This window comes from Pantoea sp. X-Soil-YNGN-785 (assembly GCF_059730585.1).
This window is the reverse complement of the sequence record NZ_AP035942.1, coordinates 3,831,987-3,854,872: the sequence shown is the minus strand read 5'-3', so window position 1 is coordinate 3,854,872 and position 22,886 is coordinate 3,831,987. Positions and strand designations below refer to the sequence as shown.

General features: G+C 53.8%; 18 protein-coding genes. 9 read left to right on the top strand and 9 right to left on the bottom strand.

Going from position 1 to position 22,886, the window contains the following annotated elements; genetic code table 11:
• Positions 1-114 precede the first annotated feature (114 nt).
• Positions 115-330: a 50S ribosomal protein L31 gene (rpmE, locus tag AC6I8E_RS17965; RefSeq protein ID WP_003851227.1), complete on the top strand. Its 216-nt coding sequence runs from the start codon at positions 115-117 to the stop codon at positions 328-330.
• 74 nt (positions 331-404) lie between these two features.
• Here the strand turns inward: rpmE and AC6I8E_RS17960 are convergent, their stop codons facing one another.
• The 3 genes from AC6I8E_RS17960 to metJ all read right to left on the bottom strand — a co-directional run bounded on the left by AC6I8E_RS17960 (position 405) and on the right by metJ (position 4,403).
• Complete coding sequence (locus AC6I8E_RS17960; RefSeq protein ID WP_013359465.1) at positions 405-2,009, bottom strand: two-partner secretion domain-containing protein; 1,605 nt, start codon at positions 2,007-2,009, stop codon at positions 405-407.
• Positions 2,010-2,082: 73 nt separating this feature from the next.
• Complete coding sequence (locus AC6I8E_RS17955; protein ID WP_497824280.1) at positions 2,083-3,798, bottom strand: ShlB/FhaC/HecB family hemolysin secretion/activation protein; 1,716 nt, start codon at positions 3,796-3,798, stop codon at positions 2,083-2,085.
• 287 nt (positions 3,799-4,085) lie between these two features.
• The gene (gene metJ / locus AC6I8E_RS17950) at positions 4,086-4,403 is read right to left on the bottom strand and encodes a met regulon transcriptional regulator MetJ (RefSeq protein ID WP_013359463.1); all 318 of its coding nucleotides are present in this window, start codon (positions 4,401-4,403) and stop codon (positions 4,086-4,088) included.
• A gap of 273 nt (positions 4,404-4,676) precedes the next feature.
• Here metJ and metB point away from each other — a divergent pair, with 273 nt between their 5' ends.
• From metB to metF, 3 genes are all read left to right on the top strand, one after another.
• Positions 4,677-5,837: a cystathionine gamma-synthase gene (gene metB / locus AC6I8E_RS17945; RefSeq protein WP_497824279.1), complete on the top strand. Its 1,161-nt coding sequence runs from the start codon at positions 4,677-4,679 to the stop codon at positions 5,835-5,837.
• A gap of 2 nt (positions 5,838-5,839) precedes the next feature.
• Positions 5,840-8,275 (top strand): bifunctional aspartate kinase/homoserine dehydrogenase II, encoded by a 2,436-nt coding sequence (locus tag AC6I8E_RS17940; protein ID WP_497824278.1) that lies wholly within the window; start codon positions 5,840-5,842, stop codon positions 8,273-8,275.
• Between the two features lie 202 nt (positions 8,276-8,477).
• Positions 8,478-9,377, top strand: coding sequence for a methylenetetrahydrofolate reductase (metF, locus tag AC6I8E_RS17935; protein WP_013359460.1), 900 nt, complete (start codon positions 8,478-8,480; stop codon positions 9,375-9,377).
• A gap of 95 nt (positions 9,378-9,472) precedes the next feature.
• On the opposite strand, the gene ppc is transcribed toward metF, so the two are convergent.
• Both ppc and argE read right to left on the bottom strand, forming a co-directional pair.
• Positions 9,473-12,124 (bottom strand): phosphoenolpyruvate carboxylase, encoded by a 2,652-nt coding sequence (ppc, locus tag AC6I8E_RS17930; protein WP_497824277.1) that lies wholly within the window; start codon positions 12,122-12,124, stop codon positions 9,473-9,475.
• 352 nt (positions 12,125-12,476) lie between these two features.
• A complete protein-coding gene (argE, locus tag AC6I8E_RS17925) occupies positions 12,477-13,625 on the bottom strand; it encodes an acetylornithine deacetylase (RefSeq protein WP_147789964.1) in 1,149 nt (382 codons plus the stop codon).
• Positions 13,626-13,792: 167 nt separating this feature from the next.
• On the opposite strand from argE, the gene argC reads away from it, so the two are divergent.
• From argC to argH, 4 genes are all read left to right on the top strand, one after another.
• Positions 13,793-14,797, top strand: a complete 1,005-nt coding sequence (gene argC / locus AC6I8E_RS17920; protein WP_013359457.1) for an N-acetyl-gamma-glutamyl-phosphate reductase — start codon at positions 13,793-13,795, stop codon at positions 14,795-14,797.
• Positions 14,798-14,811: 14 nt separating this feature from the next.
• Positions 14,812-15,588: an acetylglutamate kinase gene (gene argB, locus AC6I8E_RS17915; protein ID WP_147789965.1), complete on the top strand. Its 777-nt coding sequence runs from the start codon at positions 14,812-14,814 to the stop codon at positions 15,586-15,588.
• 24 nt (positions 15,589-15,612) lie between these two features.
• Positions 15,613-16,830 carry an argininosuccinate synthase gene (locus tag AC6I8E_RS17910; protein WP_022624925.1) on the top strand — a complete coding sequence of 406 codons (1,218 nt, stop codon included), beginning with the start codon at positions 15,613-15,615 and terminating at the stop codon, positions 16,828-16,830.
• Between the two features lie 90 nt (positions 16,831-16,920).
• A complete protein-coding gene (gene argH / locus AC6I8E_RS17905) occupies positions 16,921-18,294 on the top strand; it encodes an argininosuccinate lyase (RefSeq protein ID WP_147789966.1) in 1,374 nt (457 codons plus the stop codon).
• A 174-nt stretch (positions 18,295-18,468) separates the two neighbouring features.
• Here the strand turns inward: argH and AC6I8E_RS17900 are convergent, their stop codons facing one another.
• The 3 genes from AC6I8E_RS17900 to AC6I8E_RS17890 form a co-directional block, all read right to left on the bottom strand.
• On the bottom strand, positions 18,469-18,774 hold the full coding sequence (locus tag AC6I8E_RS17900) for a DUF5862 family protein (protein ID WP_049788880.1): 306 nt from the start codon (positions 18,772-18,774) through the stop codon (positions 18,469-18,471).
• A 98-nt stretch (positions 18,775-18,872) separates the two neighbouring features.
• Complete coding sequence (locus AC6I8E_RS17895) at positions 18,873-19,178, bottom strand: DUF5862 family protein (RefSeq protein ID WP_013359453.1); 306 nt, start codon at positions 19,176-19,178, stop codon at positions 18,873-18,875.
• A gap of 532 nt (positions 19,179-19,710) precedes the next feature.
• Positions 19,711-20,445, bottom strand: coding sequence for a glutathione peroxidase (locus AC6I8E_RS17890; RefSeq protein WP_033734438.1), 735 nt, complete (start codon positions 20,443-20,445; stop codon positions 19,711-19,713).
• A gap of 124 nt (positions 20,446-20,569) precedes the next feature.
• On the opposite strand from AC6I8E_RS17890, the gene oxyR reads away from it, so the two are divergent.
• Positions 20,570-21,487: a DNA-binding transcriptional regulator OxyR gene (gene oxyR / locus AC6I8E_RS17885; RefSeq protein ID WP_013359451.1), complete on the top strand. Its 918-nt coding sequence runs from the start codon at positions 20,570-20,572 to the stop codon at positions 21,485-21,487.
• Here oxyR and sthA read toward each other — a convergent pair.
• Entirely contained in the window at positions 21,470-22,870 is a 1,401-nt protein-coding gene (gene sthA / locus AC6I8E_RS17880) for a Si-specific NAD(P)(+) transhydrogenase (RefSeq protein WP_013359450.1), read from the bottom strand. The two genes, oxyR and sthA, sit on opposite strands and share 18 nt — an antisense overlap.
• Between the last annotated feature and the right edge of the window lie 16 nt (positions 22,871-22,886).

The following is a 22,886-nucleotide window of genomic DNA, read 5'->3' as shown; positions in this document are numbered from 1 at the left end:
GCCTTCGGTGAGAAATATCTGGCCGGAGTACACCCTATAATGTTCAACCGCGTGTGGTGCTGTGCAGGTTAACGCCTGGCACGGAGAGCGACACGGCCTTCTATGAGGTTTCCCATGAAACAAGGTATTCACCCGAAATACGAAGCAGTTACAATCAAATGTACCTGCGGCAACGAGATCCACACCCGTTCAACACTGACTCACGAACTGAACCTGGACGTTTGTGGCAAATGCCACCCGTTCTATACCGGTAAGCAGCGTGAAGTGGCAACTGGTGGCCGTGTTGACCGCTTTAACAAGCGTTTCAGCGTGCCAGGCGCTAAAAAATAAGATTAAAAGGCACCTGAACCTGCGGGTTCGGCGGCAAGAAAAAACCCAGCTTCGGCTGGGTTTTTTTATGGCTGTTACAGGCTGGTGTCCGTTGCCGGGGTCGCCGCAGGCTTATTCAGTTCAAGTACCTGCGTCGTATAAGTACCATTTAAATCACTAATCGCGGCGATCTTCGGTGCGGTAATCGTGATTTTATCGGCTGACATTGTGCCTTTACTGCACAGCACCCAGAGTAAACAGGATGCGTTACTGATTTTCTCGTCTGTCGCCAGTGTCAGCGTTCCCGCTCTCATGGTACCGCTATTAGAGATGCCGTTTTTACCCGACACGTTTAACAGTCCGGTTGTCTGCATGACGCCCTGATTGCTGACCTCATTCGCCACGACAGAGGCATTCTGAGCGGTCAGGGTCGCTGCGTTAGAGACCTTTGTCGCAGAAACATAGGCTGTACCCTGTGAAGTCACGTCTCCGCCAGACAGGAGGCTGACCTCTTTAACGGCATTCATACTCAGGTTACCTGCCTGAATCGCCCCTGAATTGAGCAGGCTGGTGTTGGCGACAGCCGTGACGACACCGTCAACCGTATTATAACCGGTCTGCATGGCCAACGTTTTTGGCGTCGTGATGGTTCCTCTGTTCTCAATATTACCGGCCAGAGAAATAATATTTACAGCACCAGCAGCATCAATCTGCGCATTATTGTTGTTAGAAATTTTCCCCAGGCTGACGATGGTGGCGTAATCCGTCGTTTTAATGGTGCCGTTATTGGTGAACGCATCCGTTGTCTGCAGAACAGCCTGGCTGGCAGACAGCGTTCCTCTGTTCGTTATGCTGCCACCTGCGGTAGCGCTCAGCAGTCCGGTTTCAATCGTGCCGCTGTTGGTTAATGTGCCATTAGCTGTAATGTAGAGATTAGTCGCATTCAGTACGCCGCTGTTATTGACACCCGCACCGGCATCAGTAGTCTCCAGCTGAATAATTCCCGCAGTTGCCCCACCCAGCGCGCTGACATCAATGGTGTTGCCGTAGGCTTTGGCCGTTCCACTCGCTGTCGCCGAACCGGAAGTGATATTGTAATCATAGATACCGGCAATCGCTTTCAATTGAGTGGTATCGATCTCTCCCTGGATATTAATTTTCTGCGCCAGCAGGTCGGTGTAATCGGCTCCTTTCAGACCATCACCATTAACAGTAATTGTGCCTTTCGCCACATTGAAACCAGTCAATGTACCATCGGTAAAGGTGGGCGTTCCGGTGGTCAGCGTGGCGCGTCCGGTGTTAATGAAGCTACAGCCAGAGCAGGTAATACCATTCGGGTTAGCGATAATGACATCCGCTTTTTGACCGGCGACTTCAATATACCCGTTCAGTGAAGAAGAGCTTTTTGAGATAACTTCATTCAGGATAAGGCTGGCTGACTTATCCAGATTGCTGTTTCGCGCAAGATCGCCCTTGTCACGCACTAAATCTGTGGTGCTATTATTCAGGACCATTCCATCACTGGTGACGTTAAAGTTCTGATACATATTGTGTGAAAGACCATTTGCATCAGCCTGGTTAATATTAACGACGGTCGATCCATTTGCATGGGTGTAAGTATTGAGTGCAGCCAGCGCAGGCTGTCCACACAATGTGGCCACGGTAGCCAGGAATACCAGGTTAAAATTGTGCTTCTTCATTATCTCTATCCTTTTTTTGTGTGAGTGTGTTTATTTTTTAAAGCTGTTTTTAATTAAAAAATCTCCATCTTTTTTAATATTTCCATTGCAATGAAAAACCCAGCGTAAGTGGATCAGTGTGAAAGGCTTGTGGTTTTTTTAGCGGGGTACCGGCAAAAAGATCAAAGCGTGTTTGCAGAAGTTTTCCACGCAGGCCGACAACGCTGCCTGTGACGGTTTTTCCGGTATAATACTGCTGGTTGTAATTGCCATAGACCTGGCCTGCATCAACACCGATATAGGGCTGAATCGGTTTGCCGGGAATTATCCAGCTAAGATCGTTGCGCCAGTACCATCCCTTATTGTCCTGAAGAGAATATTCACCATCGAAACCGCGCACCGTCCAGCGGTTTGCCAGCGAAAAGCGGTTGAGTGACGAGAGGCTATCGGGCGAATATTGCAGGCTGAAATGAGGAGAGTAGTTTAGCCAGTTTTCATAGACACGAAAGTTGATGGAACCCTCAAGATCTAAAGTAACAATCCGGCCTTGCTTATCAATGAGTCCATACTCCTGCTCAACAGTTTTGCTGCTGTTAAACCAGGGCATCTTTCTTTGGTAACTTAGTGTGGTTGCGAGACCTGCATTATCAACATTGATTTGATGTTGCAGCACCGCTTTCCAGCCCGCACTTCTTTTATGCATGCTGACAAGGTCAAAATCATCCAGGGAGTAACGCGATTCCGCATCGAATATTTGCAGGCCAACCGTACTGGTCTGATGCACGGTGCGTGAAACCAGTCGATTGAGTTGCGCATTGTAATAACGGTTCTTATTATTCAGCGTCCATTTTGCCCAGTTTCCGGTCATAAATTGCCGGTAGTCACTGTGACTGGCGTAGAGATCGAGCCACCAGTAACCCCAGGGGATTGAATAACCTATCGATTTATTACTGTTACCTTTTATCGTGTGCTTCGGGGCAATATCGTGGCCATAAGAGACGTAAAGGGTGTCACTCAGTGAGGTGATATTATTCAGATAGAGCGCTGCACCACCCTGGTAACGGCCTGTTGCAACTGAGCCAGCATCATTAAGCCATGCACCCACCTGCCAGTATTTATCCTGCCTGCGCTGGATATAGATGTCACTTTCACCTTTGCCACTGCCAGGCACCAGATTGACGTTAACCTGCGATCCCGGTACTCGCTGAAGATTAAGGCTACCCTGTTCAAGGTCGCTGAGTTCAAGCACATCACCCGTTTTGAACGGTAATGTGCTGGTTAAATTGATATAGTCTTCCCCGGATTTATTAAGAACGATTTTTCCCACTTTACCGGCATTAATATCAAATTTTAATTCGCCACCTGACAGGTTTTGCTCCGGTAAATTAACGCGAGTGGTGATATATCCTGTCCGGATGATTTCATTCTGCAGGGTTTTTGACAGCAATCTTATACCCGCGATACCCAGACATTTTCCTTCTGCCTGAGAAGTAAAATACCTTAATTTTTCGAGGTGAAGTTTTTTGCTATCCTGCTTTAAAGAGACCTTATCAATGAGATAGCAATTTTCTTCATGCGGAAAGGGAATATCTTCTGGCCGGAAGCGCTGTTGTTCAGACGCTGCCCGCTGCGGTTCAGGCATCAGTTGCTCTTTGCGTACACGATCCTGTTGCAGTGCATTGATATTCCCATTTGGCTCTGTGAGAGCGGGTGCAGCTTTCGCCTGATCAAAACAAGAGAGAACTGCTGAGGCGACCAGGATAATAATAAAAGCAGATGCAGATGACGTTATTTTATATTTAATACTCATTTTCTTTCCGTGAAATAGTCGCTCAGACAAAATTTTACGGATGCGGATAATAGTGAACAATAGTAATTATTCTATTATCGAAATAAAAAGGCATTCTTATTGCAACAGAAATAACGGAATAATATGAGAACAGGCTGGATTTTTATGATAAGTCTGACGGGCAATATTCAGAAGGGTCAATCAGATTGCGGAAAGCAGCAAAAGCCGCTCATATCGCATCAGAAAGCGGCTCCCTGAGCGGAGCCTGCTCCTCTGAAGCGGGATTCAGTGAAACCGGACCCCGGGGATCAATACTCCCAGGTATCCGGGTCGACACCCATCTGGCGCATGATTGCTTTTGCTTCTTCCGGAATCTCATCATTACGCTCTTTGCGCAGGTCGACGTCATCCGGCAGCGGTTGGCCCGTAAAGGCATGTAAAAAGGCTTCGCAAAGCAGCTCGCTGTTGGTGGCGTGACGCAGGTTGTTCACCTGACGACGGGTACGCTCATCCGTTAAAATCTTCAGCACGCTCAATGGGATAGAAACTGTAATCTTCTTGACCTGCTCGCTCTTCTTACCGTGCTCAGCGTACGGGCTGATATATTCGCCGTTCCATTCAGCCATGGGTTACCTTAATTAATAAACGTTAAATGTGAGGAAATCAGCGGATTATGCCTGATTTTTTCCTGCCTGACCCCTGATATGGCGGGTTTTCTTCGCTCGCAGCCTCTTCATCACAGAGGGGAACGCCAGGCGATGACGCATAATTTTAGCGGTTATTGCGTTTTTGCTCAATCTATACGCAAAGACATTTAGATGTCCAGATGTATTGACGTCTAATTAGAGGGTGATATTCTGTGGACTACATTTTCTTAACTCTTCAGGAACAATTCGCTCATGACGCGTAAACCGGCAACCATCGCAGTGCGCAGCGGTTTGAATGATGACGAGCAATATGGCTGCGTTGTCCCGCCCATCCACCTCTCTACAACCTATAACTTTCTTGATTTCAATGAGCCTCGTGCACATGACTATTCCCGTCGTGGTAACCCCACACGCGATGTCGTACAGCGTACGCTGGCGGAGCTGGAAGGCGGAGCAGGTGCGGTATTAACCAATACCGGCATGTCGGCCATTCACCTGGTCACGACGGTGTTCCTGAAGCCTGGCGATCTGCTGGTTGCGCCACACGACTGTTATGGCGGCAGCTATCGGCTGTTTGACAGCCTGAGCAAACGCGGCGCGTATCGGGTGAAATTTGTCGATCAGGGCGATCCGGTGGCGCTCCAGGCCGCACTGGATGAAAAACCGAAACTGGTGCTGATTGAAAGCCCCAGCAATCCGCTGCTGCGCGTCGTGGATATCAGCGCGATTTGCGCCGCCGCGCGCGCTGCGTGTGCCGTCAGCGTGGTAGATAACACCTTTATGAGTCCGGCGCTGCAGAATCCTCTGGCGCTGGGTGCGGACCTGGTGATCCACTCCTGTACCAAATACCTCAATGGTCACTCCGATGTGGTGGCGGGCGCGGTGATTGCCAAAGATCCGCAACTGGCGACCGACCTGGCCTGGTGGGCGAATAACATTGGCGTGACCGGCGCAGCCTTTGACAGTTATCTGCTGCTGCGCGGCATTCGTACGCTTGCGCCGCGCATTGCAGCCGCACAACGCAACGCACTCGCGATTGTGGACTATCTGAAGCAGCAGAAGCGGGTGAAAAAGTTGTATCATCCTTCGCTGCCGGAAAACGCCGGACACGAACATGCGGTACGTCAGCAGCGCGGCTTTGGTGCCATGCTGAGTTTCGAGGTCGACGGTGATGAGGCGCTGCTGCGTCGCTTCCTGAAAGCGTTGCGGCTATTTACGCTGGCGGAATCGCTGGGCGGCGTAGAGAGTCTGATCTCCCATACCGCCACCATGACGCACGCGGGGATGTCGGCAGAAGCACGCGCGGCAGCAGGCATTTCCGATACGCTGCTACGGGTTTCTGTTGGTATTGAAGATCACGAAGATTTAATTGCCGATCTGGATAATGCATTCCGGATCGCAGCCGAGGGTTAAGCATGACGATTTCAGCAGGCGCGGGAACGCCGAACATCAGGCAGTTGCATAAGTTTGGCGGCAGCAGCCTGGCCGATGCGCGTTGCTATCAGCGCGTTGCCAGCATTATGGCGGACTACAGCCAGCCGGGCGATCTGATGGTGGTCTCCGCGGCAGGCTCAACCACCAACCAGCTGATTAGCTGGCTGAAGCTGAGCCAGAACGATCGGCTCTCTGCGCATCAGGTGCAACAGGCTTTACGGCGCTACCAGAGTGAACTAATCGGTGCGCTGCTGCCTGCTGAGATCGCCGAACCCTTAATCACCGCATTTATCCGCGATCTGGAAAAGCTGGCCGTACTGCTGGATGCGCCGATCACCGATGCAGTCTATGCCGAAGTGGTCGGGCACGGTGAAATATGGTCGGCACGCCTGATGTCAGCGGTACTGAGCCAGCGTGACCTGCAGGCCTGCTGGCTGGATGCGCGTGAGTTTCTGCGTGCTGAGCGCGCTGCTCAGCCGCAGGTGGATGAGGGGAAATCCTGGCCCCTGCTGCAGACTTTGCTGGCGCAGCATCCGCAAAAGCGCATCGTGGTGACCGGCTTTATCAGCCGCAACGATGCCGGTGAAACCGTCCTGCTTGGCCGCAACGGCTCCGACTATTCCGCTACGCAGATTGGCGCGCTGGCGGGTGTCGGACGCGTGACCATCTGGAGCGATGTCGCGGGCGTTTACAGCGCCGATCCCCGTAAAGTCTCTGATGCCTGTCTGCTGCCGCTGTTAAGGCTGGATGAAGCCAGTGAGCTGGCGCGGCTGGCTGCTCCGGTGCTGCACACCCGCACGCTGCAGCCGGTTTCTGGCAGCGATATCGACCTGCAACTGCGCTGCAGTTATCAGCCGGAGCAGGGCTCAACCCGTATTGAACGTGTGCTGGCCTCCGGAACCGGGGCGCGCATCGTCACCAGCCACGATGATGTGTGCCTGATTGAGATTCAGCTGCCCGGGCAGCATGACTTCGCCATCCTGCACAAAGAGATTGACCTGCTGCTGAAGCGCGCGCAGCTGCGTCCGCTGGCGTTTGGCGTCCATCCTGACCGTCAGCTGCTGCAGCTCTGCTATACCTCTGAAATGGTTAACAGCGCCTTCACACTGCTACAGGACGCCGGTTTACCGGGCCATCTGCAGCTGCGCGACGGCCTGGCGCTGGTGGCGCTGGTTGGCGCAGGCGTTACCCGTAATCCACTGCATACCCATCGTTTCTGGCAGCAGCTAAAAGATCAGCCGGTTGAATTCATCTGGCAGTCCGAAGATCACATTAGCGTGGTGGCGGTACTGCGCGTCGGGCCGACCCAGCACCTGATTCAGGGACTGCATCAGTCGCTGTTCCGCGCAGAAAAGCGCATCGGTCTGATGCTGTTTGGCAAAGGCAATATCGGTTCACGCTGGCTTGAACTGTTTGCCCGCGATCAGGAAACGCTGTCAGCGCGCACCGGCTTTGAATTTGTCCTGGCGGGCGTCGCGGACAGCCGCCGCAGCCTGCTGAGCTATGACGGGCTGGATGCCAGTCGTGCGCTCGCCTTCTTTGATGATGAAGCGGTGGAGCGCGATGAAGAGTCGCTGTTCCTGTGGATGCGTGCTCATCCGTTCGATGATTTGGTGGTGCTGGATGTCACGGCCAGTACACCGCTGGCGCAGCAGTATCTTGATTTTGCCAGCCACGGTTTTCATGTAATCAGCGCCAACAAGGTTGCGGGTGCGTCTGACAGTCAGACCTGGCGGCAGATTCGGGATGCCTTTACCAAAACCGGGCGTCACTGGCTCTATAACGCTACTGTTGGTGCTGGTCTGCCGATTAACTATACGGTGCGCGATCTGCGCGACAGCGGCGATACCATTCTGGCGATTAGCGGGATCTTCTCCGGTACGCTGTCGTGGCTGTTCCTGCAGTTTGATGGCACGGTGCCGTTTACCGAGCTGGTAGATCAGGCGTGGCAGCAGGGTTTAACCGAGCCTGACCCGCGCGCCGATCTCTCGGGTCAGGATGTGATGCGCAAGCTGGTGATCCTGGCGCGTGAGGCGGGCTATAACATCGAGCCGGATCAGGTGCGGGTTGAATCGCTGGTACCAAATAACTGTCTTGAGGGATCGATTGATCACTTCTTTGAAAATGGCGAAGAGCTGAACGAACAGATGCTGCAGCGGCTGGAAGCCGCGCGAGAGATGGACCTGGTGCTGCGCTACGTTGCTCGTTTTGATGCTAACGGCAAGGCGCGCGTAGGAGTTGAAGCGGTGCGACCTGAGCATCCGCTGGCCGCGCTGCTGCCGTGCGACAACGTCTTTGCCATTGAGAGCCGCTGGTATCGCGATAATCCGTTGGTGATCCGCGGGCCGGGCGCAGGCCGGGATGTCACCGCCGGCGCTATTCAGTCCGATATCAATCGCCTCGCCCAACTGCTGTAATCCTTCTTCATCAGGCGCTTCGGCGCCTGTTTTCAAAGTGTTGCCTCCTTCCTGTTGAAATCCCTTCATGTTGATTGAAAATTGATCACGTCTGTTGACCGTTTTTACGTTGACGGCACACTGAGATTGCGTCATTTTGAACATCTGGACGTCTAAACGTGTAGATTTGTACGGGCCGATTATTAATCAGTGAGGGTGCAGGATGAGTTTCTTTCATGCCAATCAGCGCGAAGCGCTAAACCAGAGCCTGGCTGAACTGAACGGGCAAATTAATGTGTCGTTTGAGTTCTTTCCGCCGCGCACCAGCGAAATGGAAGAGACTCTGTGGACCTCAATTGACCGCCTGAGCAGTCTGAAACCGAAATTCGTTTCTGTCACTTACGGTGCGAACTCAGGTGAACGCGATCGCACCCACAGCATTATCAAAGGCATTAAAGATCGCACCGGCCTGGAAGCAGCACCCCATCTGACCTGTGTTGATGCGACGCGCGATGAACTGCGCACCATCGCTCAGGATTACTGGAACAACGGCATCCGGCATATTGTGGCGCTGCGTGGCGATCTGCCACCTGGCAGCGGCAAGCCAGAGATGTACGGCAGCGATCTGGTTTCGCTGCTGAAAGAGGTCGGCGATTTTGATATTTCTGTTGCTGCCTATCCGGAAGTCCATCCCGAAGCGAAAAGCGCCCAGGCCGACCTGATTAATCTCAAACGAAAAATTGATGCAGGCGCAAACCGGGCCATTACCCAGTTTTTCTTCGACGTCGAGAGCTATCTGCGTTTCCGCGACCGCTGTGTCTCGACCGGCATTGATGTGGAAATTGTGCCGGGCATTCTGCCGGTCTCTAACTTTAAGCAGCTGCAACGCTTTGCCACGCTGACCAATGTGCGCGTGCCCGGCTGGATGAGCGCGATGTTTGCCGGTCTGGATGACGATCCGGAAACGCGCAAAATGGTGGGAGCGAATATCGCAATGGATATGGTGAAAATCCTGTCACGCGAAGGGGTGAAAGATTTCCATTTTTACACGCTGAACCGTGCCGAAATGAGTTACGCCATCTGCCACACGTTAGGGGTTCGCCCGATTGCAGCTGCGGCTTAACCGCTCTGCCTGAGCCAGTAAAAAAGTCGGGAATTTCCCGACTTTTTTATTGCTGCTCTCTGGCGGCGCGGGGTGTGATCCGCGCCTGACCGGGATTAACCGGTATTGCGCATGCCTGCCGCCACACCCGCAATCGTCACCATCAGAGCCTGCTCAACGCGGGCATCCGGTTCTTCACCCCGCGCTTCCTGCGCACGGGAACGATGCAGCAGTTCCGCCTGGAGTACGTTGAGCGGATCGGTATAGACGTTACGCAGCGCAATCGACTCAGCAATCCACGGCTGGTCAGCCATCAGATGCGAGTCGTTGGCAATGGTCAGTACCGCTTTGATATCGGCATCAAGCTGGTCGCGAAGCTGTTTGCCTAACGGCCAGAGTGATTTGTCGACCAGACGCTGATCGTAATATTCCGCCAGCCACAGATCCGCTTTCGAGAACACCATCTCCAGCATGCCCAGGCGGGTAGAGAAGAACGGCCAGTCGCGGCACATCGCTTCCAGTTGATCCTGATGACCGGCCGCCATCGCCTGCTGCAGGGCAGCACCGGCACCGAGCCAGGCAGGCAGCATCAGACGGTTCTGCGTCCAGGCAAAAATCCATGGGATCGCACGCAGCGACTCCACGCCACCGGTAGGACGGCGTTTGGCCGGACGTGAGCCGAGCGGTAATTTGCCCAGTTCCTGCTCCGGCGTCGCCGAACGGAAGTAGGGGACGAAGTCCGCATTTTCACGCACATACCCGCGATACATTGCGCAGGAGTCAGCAGAGAGCTGATCCATAATGTCGCGCCATTCGCGTTCTGGCTCCGGTGGTGGCATCAGGTTCGCTTCCAGAATCGCGCCGGTGTAGAGCGACAGGCTGGCGATCGTCACGGCTGGTAAGCCATATTTAAAGCGGATCATCTCGCCCTGTTCGGTCACACGCAGACCGCCGCGCAGGCTGCCTGGCGGTTGTGACAGCAGTGCGGCATGCGCGGGCGCGCCGCCACGGCCAATGCTGCCGCCGCGTCCGTGGAACAGCGTCAGGGAAATCCCGGCTTTTTCGCAGGTTTTAATCAGCGCATCCTGTGCCTGATACTGCGCCCAGCTGGCGGCCATCACACCGGCATCTTTCGCCGAGTCAGAATAGCCAATCATCACCATCTGTTTGCCCTGAATAAAGCCGCGATACCAGTCGATGCTCAGTAACTGGCTCATCACGTCATTTGCGTTGTTCAGGTCATCCAGTGTTTCAAACAGCGGTGCAACCGGCATTGCATAGCCGATACCCGCTTCTTTCAGCAGTAGATGCACGGCCAGCACGTCGGAAGGGGTTTTCGCCATCGAAATAACATAAGCGGCGATAGAGCCTTGTGGCGCTTCAGCCGCAACGCGACAGGTCTCCAGCACTTCACGCGTCTCATCGCTGGGTTCCCAGCTGCGTGGCAGCAACGGGCGCTTGGAGTTCAGTTCACGGATCAGGAAGGCCTGTTTGTCCGCTTCGGACCAGCTTTCATAATCGCCGAGGCCCAGGTAACGGGTGACTTCAGCAATCGCCTCTGTATGGCGGGTACTTTCCTGACGCAGATCGATACGCACCAGCGGCACGCCGAAGCATTTCACGCGGCGCAGCGTATCGAGCAACTGACCGTTGGCAATAATGCCCATGCCACACTGTTGCAGTGACTGATAGATGGCATACAACGGGTCCCACAGCTGATCGTTGGAGACCAGCAAATCGGCCGGACGCGGCAGACGCTCACCTTTCAGGCGGCGTTCCAGGAATGACTGGGTAGACATTAACTGGCTGCGCAGGCGTTTCAGGATTACGCGATAAGGTTCCAGCGCTTCCGGATCGCCGCTGAGCTCGCGGATCTCTTCGCTGCACTCGGACATCGACAGCTCGGAGATCAGCACGCCGATATCACGCAGGAACAGATCTGTGGCTTTCCAGCGGCTTAGCTGCATCACATGGCGGGTAATGGAGGCTGTGACGTTCGGGTTACCGTCGCGGTCGCCACCCATCCATGAGGTGAACTGAACCGGCACGAAATCAACCGGCAGCTTAATGCCAAAGGCCTCTTCGACCTGCTCATTCAGCTCACGCAGGAAGGCGGGAACGCCTTCCCACAGGCTGTTTTCCACGACGGCGAAGCCCCATTTGGCTTCGTCGACGGGGGTCGGACGATATTTGCGGATCTCATCGGTGTGCCACGCCTGTGCCACCAGCTGACGCAGACGGCGCATAATCTGGTTACGCTCGTAGTCGGAGACGTCGCTGTGGTCGAGCTGTTTCAGACAGCTGTTCACTTCAACCAGCTTGTGAATCAGCGTACGACGGGTGATTTCGGTCGGGTGCGCAGTCAGCACCAGCTCCAGCGACAGCGACTCAATGGCCGCCAGAATGTCGGTTTCGCTGATATCTTTCTGCTGCTTCAGGGTATTAAAGGTCTTTTTCAGCAGTTCAGGATGGTTTTCACCTTCGCCGCTCTGCGAGATGGTCTGATACTGCTCCGCCACGTTGGTGAGGTTCAGAAACTGACTGAATGCGCGTGCAACCGGCAGAAGCTCCTCGTTGGAGAGGTTCTGCAGCGTATTGAGCAGCTCTTTACGATGAGTATCATTGCCTGCACGGGATGACTTGGAGAGCTTACGGATGGTTTCCACCTGGTCGAGGATATTCTCTCCCAGTGCATCCTTAATCGTATCCCCGAGCAGTTTGCCGAGCATACTGACATTACTTCGCATTGCGGAATATTGTTCGTTCATTGGACCCTGACACCCTTATCGTCTTTAAAAACTTCTACACCCGACCTTTCAGGCAGCAAAAAATCAGCAACATCGTGTTCCCGATAATCTACAGGGAACCGCCTCCGTTGCCGCCTGTCCGCATTCTGAAACGTTCTGGATAATCACCCGGTGGGCATAACATCGTCTTTTATCTAGCCACGTAATGTTGCGTTCGTCAAATGCGTTAAAGTGTGCTGAAGATGGCGCTAACTAACGGAAATTCACAGAATTTATCGGGAAGGAAGCGGGATAAGTTATTCTTATTGTTAAATCCCGCAGAATGAGGGGGCATTTTGCTGTTAATACAGTGAAATGCCCCATTTACTGTCAATCAGTGACAAAAATGCTGCACAACCTGACTGATAAGTGCCCGCGTCGGCTTAATAAATGCCGTATCGATAAATTCATCTGGCTGGTGTGCCTGATTAATCGAACCCGGACCCAGGACCAGCGTCGGGCAGAGCTGCTGAATAAACGGCGCTTCGGTGCAGTAGTTCACTATCTCCGTTGGCGTACCCAGCAATTTCTCTACCACGCTCACCAGCTCATGATTAGCCGGACACTCATAGCCTGGAATCGGCGGATGCAGTTCGGCCACCGTGACACGGCCCGGCCAGCGGGCGCTCACTGGTGCCAGCGCCTCGTTCAGTAACCCATCCAGCTCGCTCAGCGACAGGCCCGGCAGCGGTCGGATATCCATATGCAGTTCACAACAGGCGCAGATACGGTTAGCAGCGTCGCCGCCATGAATATGACCGAAATTCATGGTGGGATAGGGGATGGCAAAGCCGTCATGGTGATAACGTTCCTGCAGCGTGTTGCGCAGTTGCATCAGGTGGGTGATCGACTCATGCATGAGTTCAATGGCGTTGACGCCACGCGCCGGATCGCTGGAATGGCCCGATTTCCCTTCAATACGAATCACATTCGACAGATGGCCTTTATGTGCACGCACCGGTTTCAGCGAGGTCGGTTCACCGATGATGGCGCAGTCGGGACGCAGTTGCGTTGATTCCGAGAAATATTTGGCACCCGCCATGGTGGTTTCTTCATCGGCCGTGGCGAGGATATAGAGCGGCTTACTCAGCGTACTGACATCCACATCGCGCAGCGTATCGAGAATAAAGGCGAAAAAGCCTTTCATGTCTGCCGTGCCCAGACCATAGAGCTTGTTGTCGTGCTCGGTCAGGGTAAAGGGATCGCGCGTCCAGCGGCCATCGTCAAAGGGAACGGTATCCGTATGACCCGCTAACAGCAGGCCGCCCGCTCCACTGCCGGTTCGCGCCAGCATGTTAAATTTATTGCGGGTGCCGGGCACCGGCTGCACTTCAACGCTAAAGCCAAGGTCGCGGAACCAGCCGGCCAGCAAATTGATTAAAGTTTCATTACTCTGATCCAGCGCGGCATCGGTTGCACTGATCGACGGTGTGGCGATTAACTGGCTGTACAGTTCAATAAAAGGCGGTAATTTTGTCTTCACTGTTGGCGGTCCTTGGGTTAGGATGTATCCATATTCATGCAGTAATAGTGAATAAAAATACATTAACGTCCTCTGCAAGGGAACCTTAAATCACTGCAGATGACAGGGTGGGTAACGGGGCAAGGCCGCGACCCGGAACGTGCGACTGTAAAAAGGGTTACAGCCTGATGTTGAATACGCTGATCGTTGGTGCCAGTGGTTACGCTGGTGTTGAGCTTGCCACCTTCCTGAATCGCCATCCACATATCAACATAACCGCTTTGGCGGTTTCGGCGCAAAGCCCTGATGCCGGCAAGCGCCTGTCCGATCTCCATCCGCAGCTGAAAGGCGTGGTGGATTTACCGCTGCAGCCGCTGAGCAGCGCGGCGGAGTGGGCAGACAAAGTGGATGTCGTGTTCCTGGCGACGGCCCACGAAGTCAGCCACGATCTGGCCCCGGAATTTCTCAAGGCTGGCTGTGTGGTATTCGACCTGTCGGGTGCGTTCCGCGTGAACGACGCTGATTTTTACACCCGTTTCTACGGTTTCACGCATCAGCATGGCGACTGGCTCGATAAAGCCGTTTACGGCCTGGCGGAATATCAGCATGAGAAAATTCAGCAGGCGCAACTGGTGGCGGTACCCGGTTGCTACCCGACCGCTGCTCAGCTGGCTCTGAAACCTCTGGTGGATGCAGGACTGTTAAACGATGCGCAGTGGCCGGTTATCAACGCCACCAGCGGCGTGAGCGGTGCCGGACGTAAAGCGAATGTCGGCACCAGCTTCTGCGAAGTGAGCCTGCAGCCTTACGGGCTGTTCAATCATCGTCACCACCCGGAAATTGTCGCGCACCTCGGTACGCCAGTAATCTTCACTCCGCACCTGGGGAGCTTCCCGCGCGGTATCCTGGCCACCATCACCTGCCGTCTGAAAGCGGGTGTCAGCCGCGAAGATATCGCTGCCGTCTTCCATCGTGCCTATGACGACAAGCCGCTGGTACGCCTCTACGATAAGGGCGTACCGGCGCTGAAAGCCGTTGTCGGCCTGCCTTACTGCGATATCGGTTTTGAAGTGCAGGACGAGCATCTGATTGTTGTAGCAGCCGAAGATAATCTGCTGAAAGGGGCGGCATCGCAGGCAGTACAGTGCCTGAACATCCGGTTCGGCTTCCCTGAAACGCAGTCACTGATTTAACGGATAACTAAACCATGACCAATCCATTGATTATTAAGCTGGGCGGTGTGCTGTTAGACAGCGAAGAAGCGCTGTCGCGCTTGTTTGAAGCATTGCTTAACTATCGTAGCGCTCATCAGCGTCCGCTGATCATCGTCCACGGCGGCGGCTGCCTGGTTGATGAACTGATGAAAAAGCTGGCGCTGCCGGTGATGAAGAAAAATGGCCTGCGCGTCACCCCGGCCGATCAGATCGACATCATCACGGGTGCGCTGGCGGGAACCGCGAATAAAACGCTGCTGGCCTGGGCAAAAAAATCGGGCATTAACGCGGTAGGCCTTTGCCTGGGCGATGCAGGCATCGTCAATGTCGCCCCGTTTGATGAAGAACTCGGCCATGTTGGCCACGCAACGCCGGGCGATCCGGCGCTGCTGAACGCCCTGCTGGCGGCCGGTTATATGCCAGTAGTCAGCTCGATTGGTATTACTGACAGCGGCGACCTGATGAACGTCAACGCGGATCAGGCAGCGACCGCACTGGCCTCGACGCTGGGCGCTGATCTGGTTCTGTTGTCAGACGTTAGTGGTATTCTCGACGGCAAAGGTCAGCGCATCGAAGAGATGACCGCCGATAAAGCCGAGCAGCTGATTACCCAGGGCATTATTACCGACGGCATGATTGTGAAAGTACACGCTGCGCTGGATGCGGCACGTACGCTGGGCCGCCCGGTGGATATTGCCAGCTGGCGTCACGCTGAGCGGCTGCCTGACCTGTTTAACGGCGTGTCGATTGGCACCCGGATTCTCGCTTAACGACTCTGATTCAAGGATTACGAAATGCAAACGCAAAACATCAAAAAAATCGTTCTGGCTTACTCCGGTGGTCTTGATACGTCAGCCATCATTCCATGGCTGAAAGAGAACTACGGCGGCTGTGAAGTGGTCGCTTTCGTGGCAGACATCGGTCAGGAGCGTGGCGATCTGGAAGGTGTGGAGAAGAAAGCGCTGCAGTCTGGCGCATCTGAATGTCACGTGGTTGACCTGCGTGAAGAGTTCATCAGCGACTACGTTTATCCGGTGCTGCAGACCGGTGCGCTGTATGAAGGCACCTATCTGCTGGGCACCTCAATGGCGCGTCCTATCATCGCTAAAGCGCAGGTTGAGCTGGCGCTGAAAGTGGGCGCGGATGCGCTGTGTCATGGCGCAACCGGTAAAGGGAATGACCAGGTGCGTTTCGAAACTACCTACACCGCGCTGGCACCGCAGCTGAAAGTGGTGGCACCGTGGCGTGAATGGAACCTGCGTTCACGTGAAGCACTGCTGGACTACCTGAAAGAGCGCAACATTCCGACCACTGCGTCGCTGGAAAAAATCTACAGCCGCGACGAAAACGCCTGGCACATCTCCACCGAAGGCGGCGTGCTGGAAAGCCCGGCCAACGCACCGAACAAAGATTGCTGGGTCTGGACTGTCGATCCGCTGGAAGCACCTGACCAGCCGGAAGAAGTGACCGTGACCGTTGAGAAAGGTCGGGTTGTGGCGGTTAACGGTGAAAAACTGAGTCCGTTCCAGTGTCTGGAAAAACTCAACGTGCTGGGCGCAAAACATGGCGTTGGCCGTATCGATATTGTTGAAAACCGTCTGGTGGGCATTAAATCCCGTGGCTGCTACGAAACCCCGGGCGGCACCATCATGGTGAATGCACTGCGTGCGGTTGAACAGCTGGTACTGGATCGCGATAGCTTCAAATGGCGTGAGCAGCTGGGCCACGAGATGTCTTACGTGGTTTATGACGGCCGCTGGTTCGCCCCGCTGCGTAAGTCGATTCAGGCTGCTGCCGAATCGCTGGCGGAAGAGGTTAACGGTGAAGTGGTGCTGCAGCTTTACAAAGGTCAGGCGACAGCCACCCAGAAGCGTTCCGCGAACAGCCTTTACTCAGAAGAGTTCGCTACCTTCGGTGAAGATGAAGTCTACGATCACCGTCACGCGGGCGGCTTTATCCGTCTGTTCTCGCTCTCTTCACGCATTCGCGCCCTGAACGAGCAGAAGAAGTAATTTTCAGGCGGGGTGCGCCTCGCCTCACCGTTTTAATTCAGAGGCGGCATTTATGCCGCCTCTTGTTTAACGATTCAGAGGAGTTTTCACATGGCACTTTGGGGTGGACGGTTTACTCAGGCAGCGGATCAGCGTTTTAAACAGTTCAATGACTCGCTGCGCTTCGATTACCGCCTGGCAGAGCAGGACATTATTGGCTCTGTTGCCTGGTCCAAAGCGCTGGTGACGGTCAACGTTCTGACTCAGGATGAGCAGCAGCAGCTGGAAGCCGCGCTGAATGCGTTACTGGATGACGTGCGTGAGAATCCTGAGCAGATCCTGCAGAGCGACGCCGAAGATATCCACAGCTGGGTTGAAGGCAAGCTGATCGACAAAGTCGGTGCGCTGGGCAAAAAACTGCACACTGGTCGTAGCCGTAACGATCAGGTCGCGACCGATCTGAAACTGTGGTGCAAGGTGCAGATTGAGGCGTTACTGGGTGCGACCCGCGAACTGCAGCAGGCGCTGGTGGTGACGGCAGAAGCGAATCAGGATGCGGTGATGCCGGGCTACACCCACCTGCAACGCGCGCAGCCGGTGACGTTTGCGCACTGGTGTCTGGCCTACGTTGAAATGCTGGCGCGTGACGAGAGCCGACTGCAGGATACCCTGAAGCGGCTTGATGTCAGCCCGCTGGGCTGTGGCGCTCTGGCTGGTACCGCTTACGAGATCGATCGCCAGCAGCTGGCTGGCTGGCTGGGCTTTGCTTCTGCCACACGTAACAGTCTGGATACCGTATCAGATCGCGATCACGTGCTGGAGCTGCTCTCTGATGCGGCCATTGGCATGGTGCATCTGTCGCGCTTTGCCGAAGATATGATCTTCTTCAATACCGGCGAAGCGGGCTTTATTGAGCTGTCAGATAAAGTCACCTCTGGCTCCTCGCTGATGCCGCAGAAGAAAAACCCGGATGCGCTGGAGCTGATTCGCGGCAAGTGTGGTCGGGTGCAGGGCGCACTGACCGGCATGATGATGACGCTGAAAGGTCTGCCGCTGGCCTACAACAAAGATATGCAGGAAGACAAAGAGGGGCTGTTTGACGCGCTCGACACCTGGCTCGACTGTCTGCATATGTCCGTACTGGTGCTGGATGGCCTGCAGGTTAAACGTCCGCGCTGCCAGGAAGCCGCTGAACAGGGTTACGCAAACTCCACCGAACTGGCTGACTATCTGGTCGCTAAAGGCGTGCCGTTCCGTGAAGCACACCATATCGTCGGGGAAGTGGTGGTGGCTGCCATCGGGCAGGGCGTGGCGCTGGAAGCGCTGTCGCTGGCGCAGTTGCAGCAGTTCAGTACGGTAATTGGCGAGGATGTTTATCCGATCCTGGCGCTGCAATCCTGTTTGGATAAGCGTAATGCGCAGGGCGGTGTTTCGCCGCAGCAGGTTGCGCGTGCCATTGGTGACGCAAAGCAACGTCTGGCGTGATTGAGAAGCGGGCAGAGTTAATGCTTTGCCCGTTATTTTAATGTCAGGTAAAAGGCATTACTTTTGCGAAATTATTAACAGCTGGGTGCGCTGATTATTCAACCGCACTAAGATTTTGGGCGAAAACCAACATCAGTTGCTATTACCGGTAGTCTTTATTTTTTTGAAAAAAAATTAATCCGTGCCAAACTTTTCCCGATAATCATTCAGTAACAGCCCTGTCGCCTCGTAACCTATCGTAATGCTGGATACCATGCCCAATATGCCGCCCATTATTGCGGGGACAATAAGACCAACCAGTTGAGATATAGCGCCAAATATGATGCCACCTGCGCCACCCCATTTTCCACCAATCGCCATGCCAGTAGATGCCCCATCTAAGGTATTACTCAGCACCTGATCCATATAAGCCCAGGTTTCAGTATTAATAACGGACGCACCACTGACATATTGAAATTCATTGATCGATAATGCTCTCATGCACGATACCTTTTTATTTTTCAATAGGAAACAAAAAAGGGCGAAGAAATAAATTAATCAGACCCGGCTTCGCCCTGAAGAGTTAACAGGCGCGCGGATTAGCCGATCGTGCCGCCGTGATCAACGTTACCTGGACCGAAAGTGGAACGATAATCTGCAAGCAGGCTTTGCACTGAAGCGGTATCGGTGGCAGCGCCGATAACTAAGCCTGCGACACCACCCATGATGGTTGGAATAATCAGACCAAAAAGCTGTGATATACCACCAACGATGAAGCCACCTGCACCACCCCATTTACCCCCAATTGCCATACCTGTTGCTGCGCCATCTACCATGCCGATAACTGCACCTTGCAGGTCAGCACCACTCACTGCATTTGTTTCTTCATAAGACAAAGTACGCATAATTATATCCCTCAAAAAGTTATTTCTAAATAGAATAGGGTTTATGTCCGAACATATAAAGTTGTCCGACGAAGTCAAAAATAACCGAATGATGGATGGTGGTATATAGCATAATTTCCATTTTACGCACTGGCGGTATTTTATCTTTATTTTAGTGGTTTTCAGTCTGAATAAGTGAAAATTATATTCACTGTGCGTATTTTTACATGAGTTGCAGTATGGTAATTTTAGTGAGTCAACTTTATTTATATTATTTCGTGGGTGAGGTTTTTTCTAAAGGGAATTTCCCAGAGATTTGGGTACGTGTAAGTTGCGGGTTCTTACCTATTATCTGGCATTATTATGGAGCATCCAGTTAATCTGACTATTTTCCGTGTGATAATTGCGGGATCTGAAAAAGTGCATGTCAGCTGCTAAGCAGGTAAAAAAAGCGGGCACATTAAATGCCCGCCAACCTCTAGCTTCAGAATTACTACTTTTTTTATAGGCACATCATCAAAGCGCCTGCTCTCCCGGCCGACGCTCAGATTCTTTACGCTGACAGCAGGTAGTGTTGCAGCTCCTCACTGCCGCCAATATGACGACCACCCATGAAGATCTGCGGCACCGTCGCCCGGCCTGAAACGGCACGCAGACTCACGGTTGTCGCATCCTGCCCCAGCACAATCTCTTCGTACTGAATACCATGATCCATCAGCATCTGTTTTGCCTGAGTGCAGAAGGTGCAGCCAGGTTTAGTAAAGATGGAGACCGACTCCTGGGCTTTACACTCCGGCGCCAGATAGCGCAGCATGGTGTCAGCATCGGAGACCTCAAACGGGTCGCCAGGTTTGTTCGGCTCGACAAACATTTTCTCTACCACGCCGTTACGCACCAGCATCGAGTAGCGCCATGACCGCGGACCAAAACCGAGATCGGCTTTCTCAACCAGCATCTCCATGCCACGCGTGAACTCGCCGTTGCCATCAGGAATAAAAGTAATGTTGTCTGCGCGCTGTTCGGCTTTCCAGGCGTTCATCACAAAGGTGTCATTCACCGAGACGCACAGAATGCTGTCCACGCCCTGTTGGGCAAACAGACCCGCTAATTCGTTATAACGCGGCAGATGGCTGGAGGAGCAGGTCGGTGTAAATGCACCCGGCAGTGAAAAAACGATTACCGTTTTGTCTTTAAACAACGCTTCTGTGGTGACATCTACCCAGCGATCGCCCTGACGCGTGTGAAAAGTGACTGATGGAATCGCTTTACCTTCCTGACTTGCAAACATTTTTTGCTCCTGACCTGCCGTGTTCCATTTGATGCGCGCATTATTCCTAACCACCCTTGATAGGGCCAATCGTTCATTGCTATTCTATCTATCGCCACGGGCTATCGTGGTTTGGAGGGTAATAATGAATATTCGTGATCTTGAATATCTGGTTTCGCTTGCTGAACACCGTCATTTCCGCCGTGCCGCGGATGCGTGTCATGTCAGTCAGCCAACATTAAGCGGGCAGATCCGTAAGCTGGAAGATGAGCTGGGTGTGATGCTGCTGGAGCGCACCAGCCGTAAAGTGCTGTTCACACAGGCAGGTCTGCTGCTGGTGGATCAGGCGCGAACGGTGCTGCGTGAAGTGAAAGTGCTGAAAGAGATGGCCAGTCAGCAAGGGGAAGCGATGTCAGGTCCGCTGCATATCGGCCTCATCCCGACCACCGCGCCTTACTTATTGCCACAGATTATCCCGACGCTGCACCAGACATTCCCGAAACTGGAGATGTACCTGCACGAAGCGCAGACGCAGCAGCTGCTGTCTCAGCTCGACAGCGGCAAGCTGGACTGCGCGATTATCGCGCTGGTCAAAGAGAGTCAGGCCTTTATCGAAGTGCCGCTGTTTGATGAGCCGATGAAGCTGGCCGTCTATGCCGATCATCCGTGGTGCGATCGCGATCGCGTACCGATGTCCGATCTGGCTGGCGAGAAGTTGCTGATGCTGGAAGACGGGCACTGTCTGCGTGACCAGGCGATGGGTTTCTGCTTTGAGGCGGGTGCGGATGAAGATACCCACTTCCGCGCGACCAGTCTTGAGACGCTGCGTAATATGGTGGCGGCTGGCAGCGGAATTACGCTGTTACCAGCGCTGGCAGTCCCGCCGGAACGCGTCCGCGATGGCGTCTGCTATCTTCCCTGCTACAAACCGGTGCCACAGCGTACGATTGCGCTGGTCTATCGTCCGGGGTCACCTCTGCGCAGCCGTTATGAACAGCTGGCAGAGGCGATTAAAACCCACATGGCCCACTATTTCGACGCTACGTTAAAACAGGCGGTTTAAGCCGTTTAACGCGGCAACGCGATAAGCTTCAGCCATGGTCGGATAGTTAAAGGTGGTATTCACGAAGTACTCAATCGTGTTGCCACCATTTTTCTGCTCCATGATCGCCTGACCGATGTGAATAATCTCGGCGGCACGCTCACCAAAACAGTGGATCCCCAGAATCTCTTTCGTTTCGCGATGGAACAGAATCTTCAGGCTGCCCACGTTCATGCCGACGATCTGCGCACGCGCCAGATGTTTGAACTGCGCGCGACCCACTTCGTAAGGCACCTTCATCGCCGTCAGCTGCTGCTCGGTTTTACCTACAGAGCTGATTTCCGGAATGGTGTAGATGCCGGTCGGGATATCTTCAATCAGGTGCGCTGACGCTTCTCCTTTGATAATTGCCTGCGCGGCAATACGGCCCTGATCGTAGGCGGCAGAGGCCAGGCTTGGATAGCCAATCACGTCACCCACGGCATAGATGTGCGGCTGAGCCGTCTGATACATGCTGTTTACTTTCAACAGGCCACGCCCATCCGCTTCCAGACCGACATTTTCCAGCGACAGTGAATCGGTGTTACCGGTACGGCCGTTGGCGTAAAGCAGGCAGTCTGCTTTCACTTTCTTGCCGGACTTCAGATGCATGATCACGCCATCTTCCACGCCTTCGATCTTCTCAAACTCTTCGTTGTGACGAATGACTACGCCGCTGTTCCAGAAGTGATAAGAAAGGGAGTCAGACATCTCCTGATCGAGAAACGCCAGCAGGCGATCGCGGGTGTTAATCAGGTCAACTTTGACGTTCAGGCCACGGAAAATAGACGCATATTCACAGCCAATTACACCCGCACCATAAATAATGACGTGGCCCGGTTCATGGTGCAGGTTGAGGATAGAGTCAGAGTCATAAACGCGGGGATGGGTAAAGTCGACATCGTCAGGATGATAAGGTCGTGAACCGCAGGCGATAACAAACTTCTCTGCCGTCAGCGTCTCACGCGTGCCATCGGGTTGCTCAATCTCAATGGTATTGGCATCAACAAAATGCGCATCACCCTGATAAAGTTCACAGCGGTTACGCTCGTAGAAGCCCTGACGCATGGCTGTCTGCTGGCTGATCACATTTTCAGTGTGATTGAGAATGTCGGCGAAAGAGGAGCGAAGCAGTCGGGTATGGTCGCTGTAGAGCGGGTTCTGGTTGAATTCAATAATGCGACTGACGGCATGGCGAAGGGCTTTAGAAGGGATAGTGCCCCAGTGCGTACAACCGCCGCCGATGTTGTGGTAGCGTTCGATCACGGCGATGCGCGCTCCCTGTTTTACCAGCCCCATCGCCGCCCCTTCACCGCCGGGCCCTGAGCCAATCACAATGGCATCGTAATCGTAAGACTTTTGCATACCGATACGTCCTATT

Excerpts from the sequence above, each read along its gene's own strand:
- rpmE (WP_003851227.1), top strand. The coding sequence starts at position 115 with ATGAAACAAGGTATTCACCCGAAATACGAAGCAGTTACAATCAAATGT.
- AC6I8E_RS17960 (WP_013359465.1), bottom strand. The coding sequence starts at position 2,009 with ATGAAGAAGCACAATTTTAACCTGGTATTCCTGGCTACCGTGGCCACA.
- AC6I8E_RS17955 (WP_497824280.1), bottom strand. The coding sequence starts at position 3,798 with ATGAGTATTAAATATAAAATAACGTCATCTGCATCTGCTTTTATTATT.
- metJ (WP_013359463.1), bottom strand. The coding sequence starts at position 4,403 with ATGGCTGAATGGAACGGCGAATATATCAGCCCGTACGCTGAGCACGGT.
- metB (WP_497824279.1), top strand. The coding sequence starts at position 4,677 with ATGACGCGTAAACCGGCAACCATCGCAGTGCGCAGCGGTTTGAATGAT.
- AC6I8E_RS17940 (WP_497824278.1), top strand. The coding sequence starts at position 5,840 with ATGACGATTTCAGCAGGCGCGGGAACGCCGAACATCAGGCAGTTGCAT.
- metF (WP_013359460.1), top strand. The coding sequence starts at position 8,478 with ATGAGTTTCTTTCATGCCAATCAGCGCGAAGCGCTAAACCAGAGCCTG.
- ppc (WP_497824277.1), bottom strand. The coding sequence starts at position 12,124 with ATGAACGAACAATATTCCGCAATGCGAAGTAATGTCAGTATGCTCGGC.
- argC (WP_013359457.1), top strand. The coding sequence starts at position 13,793 with ATGTTGAATACGCTGATCGTTGGTGCCAGTGGTTACGCTGGTGTTGAG.
- argB (WP_147789965.1), top strand. The coding sequence starts at position 14,812 with ATGACCAATCCATTGATTATTAAGCTGGGCGGTGTGCTGTTAGACAGC.
- AC6I8E_RS17910 (WP_022624925.1), top strand. The coding sequence starts at position 15,613 with ATGCAAACGCAAAACATCAAAAAAATCGTTCTGGCTTACTCCGGTGGT.
- argH (WP_147789966.1), top strand. The coding sequence starts at position 16,921 with ATGGCACTTTGGGGTGGACGGTTTACTCAGGCAGCGGATCAGCGTTTT.
- AC6I8E_RS17900 (WP_049788880.1), bottom strand. The coding sequence starts at position 18,774 with ATGAGAGCATTATCGATCAATGAATTTCAATATGTCAGTGGTGCGTCC.
- AC6I8E_RS17895 (WP_013359453.1), bottom strand. The coding sequence starts at position 19,178 with ATGCGTACTTTGTCTTATGAAGAAACAAATGCAGTGAGTGGTGCTGAC.
- AC6I8E_RS17890 (WP_033734438.1), bottom strand. The coding sequence starts at position 20,445 with ATGTTTGCAAGTCAGGAAGGTAAAGCGATTCCATCAGTCACTTTTCAC.
- oxyR (WP_013359451.1), top strand. The coding sequence starts at position 20,570 with ATGAATATTCGTGATCTTGAATATCTGGTTTCGCTTGCTGAACACCGT.
- sthA (WP_013359450.1), bottom strand. The coding sequence starts at position 22,870 with ATGCAAAAGTCTTACGATTACGATGCCATTGTGATTGGCTCAGGGCCC.